Here is an 11,531-nt window from a genome sequence, read left to right as displayed (position 1 = left end):
CCCTCCTCGTATAATAAAATTGTAGACAATATTATAGCGAGGAGGAATTAATTTGAAAAATCAATTTAATTGTATACAAAATGTAAAGTTAAGTCAACTAACAAATGAAACTCTTATTATAGGTGTTGATATAGCAAAAGAATTTAATGTTGCTAGAGCCTTTGATTTTAGAGGAGTTGAGTTATCTAGAAAAGAAATTACTTTTAGTAATTATTTTGATGGATATAAAAAATTCGACGACTGGATTGAAAACTTAGCCAGGATTCATAATAAGAATAAAGTTTTCATCGGTGCGGAGCCGACAGGACACTATTGGTTTCCATTGCATAATCACATCATTCAGAAAAAACTTTCCAAAGATATTTCATATGACTTCGTATTAGTAAATCCATTTCATGTTAAGCGATCTAAAGAGTTAGACGATAATACCCAAACTAAGACAGATAGAAAAGATTCGAAAGTAATAGCTTTTTTAGTTAAAGATGCTAGATTTTCGTATATACCACAACAATCAGAAGAGTATATTGAATTAAAAAACTATTGTGATTTAAGGCAAAAAACATTAAAGGAAATAAATAGATACACAAATAATATAATACGATGGACAGATAAGTATTATCCTGAAATGAGAACCATTTTTTCGGATATTGTATGTAAATCATCATTGGTTATATTGCACAGTTTATCTTTCCCTGCTGACATTTGTAATAAATCACCAAAAGATATTGTTGATTTATTTAGAGCTGCAAATATAAAGCAAGGAATAGGTTTAAAAAAGGCTACTGAGATAATTTATCTATCACAGAACTCTATTGGCTTAAGCTATGGCAATAATGTAGCTAAATTTGAAATTGTATCTTTAATTGATACATATAGATTTCTTATGGATAGGCTAGAAAAAATTAATATAGAAATACAAAGGGTAACAGAAATGATTCCGTATTACAATAAGCTAAATGCTATTGATGGATTAGGAACAGTTACTATTTCTAATATTATTTCACAAATTGGCGATATTAGTAACTTTAATTCACCTAAACAACTAATTAAATTAGCCGGCCTTTCATTGAAAGAAAATAGTTCTGGTAAACATAAAGGTGTAACAACCATAAGCAAACGTGGGAGGTCTAAATTAAGAGCTGCATTATATGTAGCAGTTATAACATTAGTCGTTAATAATGATGAATTTAAGCTGTTGCATAAGTATTATAAAACTAGACCAGTAAATCCTTTAACCGGCAAGCAATCACTGATTGCGCTATGCGGTAAGCTCCTTAAATTGATATTTGGAATTGTAAAACATAATGAAGAATATAATGCTAACAAATTTTTAGAAGGCATAAAACCGAAACTAATTGAATTAAAAATAGCTGCATAATTTTTTAAAATAGAACTGGGAGGAATGGCAATTTAAGAACGTACCTTAGGACTTTGATCCAGACTCGGAGAATATAAAGCCAGCCACACCATTAAGATTGTACGAGGGAATTTTTGATTAAATTCAGTGAGAAATGAGAGGGTTGATCTAATGTAAAACTGTGGTACTCCATAAGTCTACATAATAAATTTTTGAGCATCTATCCGATGTTCTATTTCTCATGCCAAATACAGTCATCTATTATAAGAAGTTATATAGAAATACTTAATTCCTTGGTTTTGTTTTATATATAAATTATAAATGCTAGAGTATTTCTAAGAATACTCTAGCAAATCAAAGATTATTAAACTTATACGAGAGAGGTAAGGAAAATTTCCAGGTACAAGTAGTGTTGAAAAAACGTTTGAGTAATTATAGACTGTGATAGAGCTAAAAATAAAGTGGTCCCTATGTCAAGGACAGTTAGAAAAAAACGCCTAAAAAATGAATTGGAATATTTTTTATGGAAGATGTATGACAAGAAAGCACTGGTATTATACCGTTTGTAGGTATTTACCAGTGCTTTAAATTATATTAATATATAAAATTAGTTTAGCTAGATTTTAATCGGATATTCACCGGTTTCTAGATATTCGTAGTATTTATTTGGTGATAGCTTGGCCAAATTCCATTGATATCTATTGTTATTGTAATAATCAATATAATTATCAGTTTCTTGTTTCAGTAGATTAAATGTGTTGCATTTTCCAAGGTGAATTTCATCTTTCATATGTCCGAAGAAGGATTCTTGTGGGGCATTGTCCCAACAATTACCTCTTCGAGACATCGATTGTCTAATTTCTTGCTTTGATATAATCTCTTGAAATTTAACGCTAGTATAATGGCAACCTTGATCTGAGTGAATTAGAGTTTCGCTTGTCAGAGAAATGCCATGTTCACGAATAAGTATATGTACAGTTTCTAATACAAAATCTATTTCTAGAGATTCACTTAGAACATATGCTAGAATTTGCTTTGTATAAGCATCCAGAATAGTTGAAAGATATGCTCTTTGACTATTGGCATAAGATATATATGTAATGTCTGTTAATAAGACCATTCTTGCCCCATAGTTAGTGAATTCTCTATTTAATAAATTTTCAGCAACATTATTAGTTTTTAGGGCCTTTGCCATTCGGCGGTACGGGTTTGCTTTTCTAATAGGACATGTTAAATTAAATTTTTTCATCAATCTACTTATTTTCTTGATGTTCATACGTACCCCAGTATTTAGAAGCCTCATGTAAATACCACGTTTACCTTTGTCATATCCACGAAACTGATAAGCAGCTAATATAATCTCAAAATCTTTTCTATCTTCTTCCTCTTTTTTATTTCTATGATCTTTAGAAGATAACCAATTATAATAACCTGATCTAGATACCCCTGCATATTCACAGAGCCAACTAATATTTAATAAATTATTATTCCGTGAAAGCATTTGCTGAATTATTTTGAATTTTTCTTCTGTTTTAGCTTGAACTTCCATTGCGCCTCCCGATTTATAAAATTCATTTTTTTTAGAAACTCATTTTCTTGTTTTAGATATCTAACTTGATGTTTGAGACGTGTAATTTGTTCATCAGGTGTCAAATGTTTTGTAGCTAATCGTCCAGAGGTTTCCTTCCTTAAGTCACTAAAACCTTCTTGTCGTTTTCCCATACTTAGAAATCGGCGCGATAAATTATCAACTCTCTGTTTTCCTAAAGCCTTAACATCAAATCCTGCATTCCGTAGTATTTCTAATGGCATTTTCCCGGTATTATATTCAGAAACATAATACTCCTTAAATTCATCTGTATAAGTAATAGCTTTATTACTAGCTTTTTTTACAAATGGATTTACTGATAAATCTTTCAATTGTTCATCTGTAAAATAGATTCTTCCCATAACTACAATCCTCCTTTAAAATATTTTACAATAAAAAAAGACCCTATAAAATAGAGTCAGTTAAATAAATGTTTAGCACTTTTTTTCTAACTGTCCATTCTATAGGTACCAGTTTAAAACTTTATGGCAGTTTTTTATTTTAAATTTGGTTGATATAATAATAACAATCAATAGTATTATTATGGAATTTTATTGGATATAATAGTGTTGTAAAGAAAATCATGGATTTGGTATTTGGGGGTATAAAAAAGAACCATTAACAGGGGAATTAGTGTGATTAAGAGTAGAACTAATTATGGCAATCTTAAAAAGTATTATTATGATGAATTTAATAACAATAATAGATTAAATGAAATAATAGATTAAATGAAATAATAGATATTTACATAAATATAACTGATGAGAAAGGGTTATTCGAACAATTAAGACTAAGGATTTTAACGTTCTATTTGTTTATAAAGGAAATTACTAAAAATAAAAATACAGAAGCTGAAATTATCAATATTATTATGCTGAGAAATAATAATAATATAAAAGCAAGAAAAAAAATTATTGACATGCCTATGGTTAAGTTAGATTCTAAGGTTAATAGCAGAGAAAAAATTAAAGAAATTTATTCAGAAAGAGTTAAACTTGATTATAAAGAAATTAAAAAATAGTATTATACTCAATTTAATAACTATAACGGTTTATAAAGTTGTAGTATAAGTAGAGTTATAGTTATGGTGATTTTGGTGGAAAATCTTAAAATACAATTAATGTGATATAATATTAAAAGAAATATAGCAGGGGTGAGTAGGATGAGCATACATAATAATGGAAGAATAGTTGAATTATTTAAGTTTTTAAAAGAATATAATAATATAAAAAATCCAGTAATTACTGATATAGAGAGTCAAGTATGGAAGATGTGGATGGATAATATTGATGAAAATAAATATATTACAAATAATATTTATAATAATCTTTATGAGAATGATGTGATATTTAGTGTAGATAAATCGGATAGAGCGCAATGTCCAGAGCCACCAATTAATATTCAAGAGTGGCTGGTTAATGGGTGGCAATTATTAGAACAAGATGTAAAAATAATAGAAAATAAAAAAATATCTAATGTAATTAAAAATGATGATGGGGAAGAAATAGAACAAATAGAAATAATTAAATTTGAAGAGGATAAAGAAAGGGTAGATGCATACGAAAAATGGAAAAAGCTTCGAGATGAATGGGTAAAAGTTGATAAGGAAGCAAAAGTAGCGGAGGATATTTTTAATGAGTTTTATTCATTATATGCAATATTAAAAAAAGATAGTGAATCATTAGAACTTATTATAGGAGATGCAATATTGTATTGTAATTGTAAGAAAAAGTTAGAGCATCCTATACTAATTCAATCTGTTAAAATAGAATTTGATGCAAATATACCAAGGTTTAGTTTAATAGAAGAAGATAGAGGTCCGCAATTATATAAGAATCTATTTGGATATATTGAAGATTACAATCATGAATTAGTATCTGAGATATATAAAGAATTTGATGAAGAGCAATATGTACCTTATGAAAAAGAGATTAGTAATCAATTTTTAAATAGGCTTGTTCATGGATTATCGCCAAAAGGCAAGTTTGTAGAAGATAAAAAAAATTTAAATGGAATAGAAAAATATCCTAAGATTTATAGAAGACCTGTGATCTTTTTAAGAAAAAGAAATTTAGGATTCGGAGTTGCAATAGATTCAATAATTGATGAATTAGATACCAATACAGATGTACCAGATTTTTTAAACGATGTTGTTGGTATTGAGACTAAAGAAAGACAAGTTGAAAATAATAATGATGAAGTATCCAAGGAAAGCGCGTTATTAGCAACAAATGGTGTAGATGAAGAAATATTATTAACAAAACCAGCGAATTTAGAACAACTTTCAGTAGCAAAGCATCTTAAGAGAAATAGTGCAGTTTTAGTACAAGGACCTCCTGGAACTGGTAAAACGCACACAATATCAAATATTATAGGGCATCTTTTATCCGAGGGAAAAAGTATATTAGTTACAAGCTATAGTGAAAAGGCACTATCTGTATTAAAAGATAAGGTTGATCCAAACTTACAAGCTTTATGCCTAAGCTTATTGTCTGGTGTTGACAGTAGACGAGAAATGGAAATAACTCTTGATGAAATAAATGCTAATAGAGCAAATTTAGAACCATCAACACTTAGAAATAAGATTAGATATCTAGAAGAGGAAAGAAAAAATACTATTAAAAGGTTATCTGTGTTACAGATAGAATTGAAGAATGCAAGAACTAATGAATATAGACCTATTGTTGTAGGAGGTCAAGAATACAGACCTTCAGATGCAGCTAAATATATTAAACAAAATGAACTAATAGCGACAAAGATAGCTACACCTATAGTATTAGGAGAAGAATTAACATTAACTGAACATGAAATTAAAGAGCTATATTTATCAAATAAAGCGGTTACAGTAGATGAAGAAAAGGAGTTTGATTCTAATTTACCAGATATTTCAGAATTAATAACACCTAGTGAGTTTAAAGTTATAATAAATGAAAAGAATAAATTTGATAATGAAAAATTGATTTATGGTAAAGAATTTTGGGTTAGTAACTTAAATGAAGGGAAAATTAATGAGTTATTATTAATAATAAATGAGATTAAAGAAATATTAAACTATATTAAATTGGATGATGAGTGGATATTAGAAACAATAGAGGTTGCAAGGGAAGATGATAAAAAACTATGGGAAGGTTTATTAAGTGAAATAGAAAATAACAATAAGCTGTATACTAAATGTAATGAATTTATATTGAAATATGATCCGGAATTTATAAATTTAGATAGAGCTGCAGATTTAGAAGTCATATTTACAGAAATCATAACAAAACTACAAAGTGGAGGGAAGATTAGTAAATTAACGCTGATGATAAATAAGTCTATGAAAAATTTAATTAACTCATGTAGGGTAAATGGGAATATTCCAAGCACATTAGAGGAATTTAAAGGCTTATATGATTATTATGTTTATTCTATTGAATGTAATAAAATTAAAATGAGATGGGATAGGCAAGTTTCGGTTTTAGGTGGAGAAAGCTCTAGTTCAATGGGGATAATGTTTGAAAAAACTACTCTGAAATATAGTAGTGTAATTAAAGAAAATCTAAAGTGGTATGAAGAGAAATGGAACCCTCTATTAACAAAATTTAATACTTATGGGTTAGACATATCAACATTAGTAGATAAGGTTGATATATCAAGTGACAGATACTCTAATTTGAAATATATAAAACTAGAGTTAGGGGATAAAGTAATAAATTTAATTGAAGCTGAAATTCACAGGCTTGAATATAATGATGTAAAAGCTAATAAAGATAAATTAGAAGCTATTATAAAAGAGAAATGTGAGGGCTCAACAAGTGTAATTTTAAGTAGATTAAAAGGTGCAGTTGTTGAAGAAGATATAGATACTTATGAAAAATGTTATGATGGAATATTAGAAATTAAAAAATTAGGGGCGCACATAGAAAGAAGACGTGAACTCCTATCAAAATTGAAAATAGTAGCTTCGGAATGGGCAAGGCTAATTGAAAATAGAATAGGTGAATTTGGAGAAAACAATCCATTTGCAAATATTAAAGAATCTTGGTTATGTACTCAGCTTATTGAAGAAATAGACTCTCGAAATAAGGTGTCAATAGATATGATACAAAATGATATTTTACTTTCAGAAAAATTATTAAGAGAAAATACATCTAAATTAGCTTTTAATAAGGCTTGGGTATCTATGATTGAGAAGTTGAGTAATAATAAAGCACAAATACAAGCTATTGAAGGTTGGAGGCAATTAATTAGAAAGATTGGGGCAGGTAAAGGCAAGAATGCTGAAAAGTATAAGAATGAAGCACGAAAGCTTATGCCTAAGTGTCAAGGTGCTATACCGGTATGGATTATGCCTTTAAATAAGGTTGTTGAAAATTTTAATCCTCAAGAAAATAAGTTTGATGTTGTTATTATTGATGAGGCTAGCCAAGCTGATATAATGGCTATAGTAGCTTTATATTTAGGAAAACAAGTCATTATAGTTGGAGATAATGAACAAGTAAGTCCTTTAGCAGTTGGAGAAAAAATTGATGAAATTGATAGATTAGCAAAAGAGTTCTTATCAGATATTCCTAATAAATCTTTATATTCAGGGAAATTTTCGATATATGATTTAGCTCAAACTTCAGGGTATCAGCCTGTTAGATTAAAGGAACACTTTAGATGTGTGCCAGAGATAATACAATTCTCAAATATGTTATCTTATAATAACCAAATAAAAGCGTTAAGAGAAACTAGTAATGTTAAAACTAAGCCACCTATAATTACTTATAGGGTAGAAAATGCAGTTAGTTTAAATAAAATAAATGAAAAAGAAGCTGAAGTAATTACATCATTAATATTATCTTGTTGTGAAAAACCACAGTATAATGGCAAGAGCTTTGGGGTAATAACTTTAAGAGGAGATAAGCAAGCTACTATAATAGATAGAATGCTACAAAGTAAAATGACACCTAAAGAATATAATGAAAGAAACATTTTATGTGGTAACTCAGCACAATTCCAAGGGGATGAAAGAGATATTATATTTCTTTCTATGGTAGATGCAAATGATAATGTTGTACCAATGAGATTAACGGGATATGGAACTGATGATTCAAATAAAAAGAGATATAATGTTGCAGTTAGTCGTGCGAAGGATCAGTTATGGTTAATTCATTCAATAGATGTAGATAATGATCTGAAGATAGGAGATATAAGAAAAGTACTATTAGATTACTGTAATAATTATACTTCAAGACAAGTAGAATACGAGAAAAATGTTGTTAAAGCTGAGTCAGTATTTGAGAAGATGGTTATGAAGTATTTAATAGAAAGAGGCTATAATATAGTTCCACAATGGGAAGTTGGATCGTATAGAATAGATATGGTAGCAGTACACAAAGGTAACAAGGTTGCTATTGAATGTGATGGTGAAAAATGGCATGGTGATGATAAGTTAATGGAAGATATGAATAGGCAGGCAATTCTTGAAAGATTGGGATGGAGATTTATTAGAATAAGAGGTAGTGAGTTCTTTAGAAATGAAGCTACTGCGATGGATACTGTTGTTAATAAACTTAATAGCATGGAGATATATACAGAAGATATTAATGAATCTAAAGTTGAAAATCAAGAAGAAGTAGTTTCTCAAATTATTTCTAATGCTTCGTTAATAAGAAATTCATGGGAAGATGAGAAATAGGTTGATATAATTCATATGTAAAAAAGCACATAGGAGGTTGGTGACTTTAGTTTAATATAGTTCTAGTAGCAACCTCAGTCGGCAAGCCTCCTTTGGAAACACCCCCGGGGGAAACAGGATTTGACAGGTACAAGTAGTGAATAAAATAGGAAGATTTGAATTGTTAAACTGTAATAGAGCTAAAACTTTATTACAGTTTTTTTGTTTATAAAAATGAGATTAAGGAAATAATTAAGAGAAAGTTATTTATATAGTGAGGTGAAACAATGACTACACCTAAGAGGGTAGCAATTTAGTGCCAGACAAGCTGATGACTCAAAAGTTACCTAGGGGGAGGTAGTGATTATATTTGGATATGAATTAAAACTTTTAAAACAAAACTATAACATTATTAAAACAGTGATATAATATAATTATGATTATTTAGTGAATTTTTTACATAAAAGGATAACTATACTGTGATTAATATATTAGATTGTTATATGTTAAAGCAATTGTAAACTTATAATATGAATAATTAGATGAAGATTGTAGTGAACTTCATTTCTTTAATTAAATATAAAATAACTTTAACAATATAAAATAATTAGATAATAGAAGGAGTAATTTTAAATGAATAATATTATATTAGTGGCAGAAACAGGTTCAGATATTCCAAAAGATATTGCAGAAGAAATGGGGATTTTTCTTGTCCCAATGCATGTTACTATGGGGAGTGATACTTTTGATGATGGAACTTTCCCTATTGAAAAAATTTATGAATATTATGAGGATACCAATAAAATACCAAAGACAAGTGGAAGCTCACCAGAAGATTTTATAAGAGTATTTGATGAAATTCACAGATTATATCCGGATAAACAGATACTACATTTAGCATATTCAGCAGTAACAACTTGTTCTTATCAGAGTGCTTTAATATCAGCAGAGGATAGAGATTATATTATGAGTTTTGATACTAAGCAGGTATCTATTGGTCAGGCGGCAATTGTAATTCAAACAGCAATATATTTAAAAGCAAACCCTAATGTTACTATGGAGGAATTAGTAGAAGAAGTAAGAAACCTACGTGATAGTTGCCAAATGTGTTTTGTTCCTGATAAATTAGAGTATCTTAAAGCTGGAGGGCGAGTTAGTAATGCAGTATTTATAGGTGGAAAAATACTTAGCATACATCCGTCAATTGAAATTGAAAATGGATATTTAGTAGCTAAGAAAAAGTATCGTGGAAAAATGGAAAGAGTAGTCACCAAAATGATAGAAGAATATAGTCATATGAAAAACTTGGATAAAAAAGAAGTGTGGCTATTATGGTCGATGGGATTACCAAATACAGTTCGTAGAGCAGCTGAACATAAAATAAAGGAAATAGGTTTTGAAAAGATTAGATGGATGCAAACAGGATGTGTAATTACTACTCATGGAGGGCCAGGTTCATTTGGGATTGTAGGATTTTCTAAAGCAATTTAGGATATTAATATAGTGAAAAAAATGGGCGAGTATAGGCAGTAGCAACCTCAGTCGGCAAGCCTCCTTTGGAAACACCCCCGGGGGAAACAGGATTTGACAGGTACAAGTAGTGAATAAAATAAGAAAATTTGAATTGTGAAACTGTAATAGAGCTAAAATAAAGTGTTCCCTATGTCAAGGACAGTTAGAAAAAAACGCCTAGAAAATGAATTGGAATATTTTTTTCATGGAAGATATACGACAAGAAAGCACTGGTGTTATACCTTTTGTAGGTATCTACCAGTGCTTTAAATTTTGGCTATGTTTAATAACAGTGTTGATAATATGTCAATTTTTAAGGAAAGTCAAAAAATGCTTCCCTTAATTCGCATTTAAAGAAAATCCCGAAATTATAATTATGTTGTTACTCTTAAATCAGTATTTTATTATTTGTCATTAGATGTGCTAATATTATATTTATATAGGTTTTCATTTTCCTCTTCATCAAAAATAGTCCCTAATAATTTACCGTTATTTTTTTCAATAATTTTTCTCGAAAATGCATTATCTATGTTACAAGTAACCATTACCTCTTTTATACCAATTTTTTCTGCTTCAACTAATGCTAATTTTAGAATTTGAGTACCATAGCCTTTTTTTCTATAATCTGGTGATATATCATATCCGATATGCCCATCTGTACCTACATCTTGAGACCTAACTCTTACTACTCCTACAACTTCATTATTATCAATTAGCCAAAATGTTGAGGTTATAACCCATCCTTTAGGTAAATCTATTCCTTTAGAATACTTGTGTAAATCGTCTACATATTCATTGAAATTTTCCATTCCTTTTTTATATTTAGTAAAATAATAATTATCATTTGCATTTTTATAGGCTATAACATAATCTTCAAAACTCTTTTTATATTCTTTGGTTGGCATAGATAAAAATAAATTTTTCATAAGATACACTCCTTTTTTACATATACTAATTAGCCATAATCTACTATTGTGTCTGTATTTAATTATACAACATAGTAATGTAATTATTTAAATATTTAGCAATTTCGTGTCAGACAAGCTGACGACTCAAAAATTCCCCTGGGAGAATCAGGATTTTCCAGGTATAAGTAGTGCTTAAAATAAAATAATTTCATATAACAGCAAGAGGGAACCATAGGAATGATATTTTTAGAGATGAAGAGGATTTTAAGTATTATTTAAAAATAATTGAGGAGGCTCTACTTTATTATACAAATTATAATTATGGGGTCATTGCTGAAAGAATTGAAAGATAGACAAGTCCATGAATTATCAGGCGGACAGCGTCAAAGAGATTGGATAGCTCTTAATCTTGCTCAAAATACAGATACTATTTTATTAAATAATGATATAAAAAATATTTTAAATAGTAAGGTTAAATAATAGAAACCTCTTAATATTACAGTAAATGTAGTTTTGAGAGGTTTA

8 protein-coding genes are annotated in these 11,531 nt (G+C 29.0%); 5 read left to right on the top strand and 3 right to left on the bottom strand.

From position 1 onward, the window contains the following. The first annotated feature begins 52 nt into the window (after nucleotides 1-52). On the top strand, nucleotides 53-1,378 hold the full coding sequence (locus tag J1C67_RS19260) for an IS110 family RNA-guided transposase (protein WP_207253540.1): 1,326 nt from the start codon (nucleotides 53-55) through the stop codon (nucleotides 1,376-1,378). Nucleotides 1,379-1,973: 595 nt separating this feature from the next. Here J1C67_RS19260 and J1C67_RS19255 read toward each other — a convergent pair. Together J1C67_RS19255 and J1C67_RS19250 are read right to left on the bottom strand one after the other, a co-directional pair. Continuing rightward, on the bottom strand, nucleotides 1,974-2,906 hold the full coding sequence (locus J1C67_RS19255; protein ID WP_207253499.1) for an IS3 family transposase: 933 nt from the start codon (nucleotides 2,904-2,906) through the stop codon (nucleotides 1,974-1,976). Next, nucleotides 2,867-3,307 carry an HTH domain-containing protein gene (locus J1C67_RS19250; RefSeq protein WP_167867717.1) on the bottom strand — a complete coding sequence of 147 codons (441 nt, stop codon included), beginning with the start codon at nucleotides 3,305-3,307 and terminating at the stop codon, nucleotides 2,867-2,869. The genes J1C67_RS19255 and J1C67_RS19250 overlap by 40 nt, the downstream gene beginning before the upstream one ends. Nucleotides 3,308-3,756: 449 nt before the next feature. Between J1C67_RS19250 and J1C67_RS19245 the strand changes: the two genes are divergently transcribed. The 3 genes from J1C67_RS19245 (at nucleotide 3,757) to J1C67_RS19235 (ending at nucleotide 10,077) form a co-directional block, all read left to right on the top strand. Then, on the top strand, nucleotides 3,757-3,966 hold the full coding sequence (locus J1C67_RS19245) for a hypothetical protein (protein ID WP_167867603.1): 210 nt from the start codon (nucleotides 3,757-3,759) through the stop codon (nucleotides 3,964-3,966). 141 nt (nucleotides 3,967-4,107) lie between these two features. Beyond that, entirely contained in the window at nucleotides 4,108-8,607 is a 4,500-nt protein-coding gene (locus J1C67_RS19240) for an AAA domain-containing protein (protein ID WP_167867604.1), read from the top strand. A 612-nt stretch (nucleotides 8,608-9,219) separates the two neighbouring features. After that, nucleotides 9,220-10,077 (top strand): DegV family protein, encoded by an 858-nt coding sequence (locus tag J1C67_RS19235; RefSeq protein ID WP_167867605.1) that lies wholly within the window; start codon nucleotides 9,220-9,222, stop codon nucleotides 10,075-10,077. A gap of 425 nt (nucleotides 10,078-10,502) precedes the next feature. On the opposite strand, the gene J1C67_RS19230 is transcribed toward J1C67_RS19235, so the two are convergent. After that, nucleotides 10,503-11,024, bottom strand: coding sequence for a GNAT family N-acetyltransferase (locus J1C67_RS19230; RefSeq protein ID WP_167867606.1), 522 nt, complete (start codon nucleotides 11,022-11,024; stop codon nucleotides 10,503-10,505). Nucleotides 11,025-11,327: 303 nt separating this feature from the next. On the opposite strand from J1C67_RS19230, the gene J1C67_RS19225 reads away from it, so the two are divergent. Then, a complete protein-coding gene (locus tag J1C67_RS19225) occupies nucleotides 11,328-11,486 on the top strand; it encodes a hypothetical protein (protein ID WP_207253539.1) in 159 nt (52 codons plus the stop codon). Nucleotides 11,487-11,531: the final 45 nt, after the last annotated feature.

The organism is Clostridium gasigenes (assembly GCF_017348895.1).
Classification (GTDB): domain Bacteria; phylum Bacillota; class Clostridia; order Clostridiales; family Clostridiaceae; genus Clostridium; species Clostridium gasigenes.
This window is presented reverse-complemented; position numbering and strand designations above follow the sequence as displayed.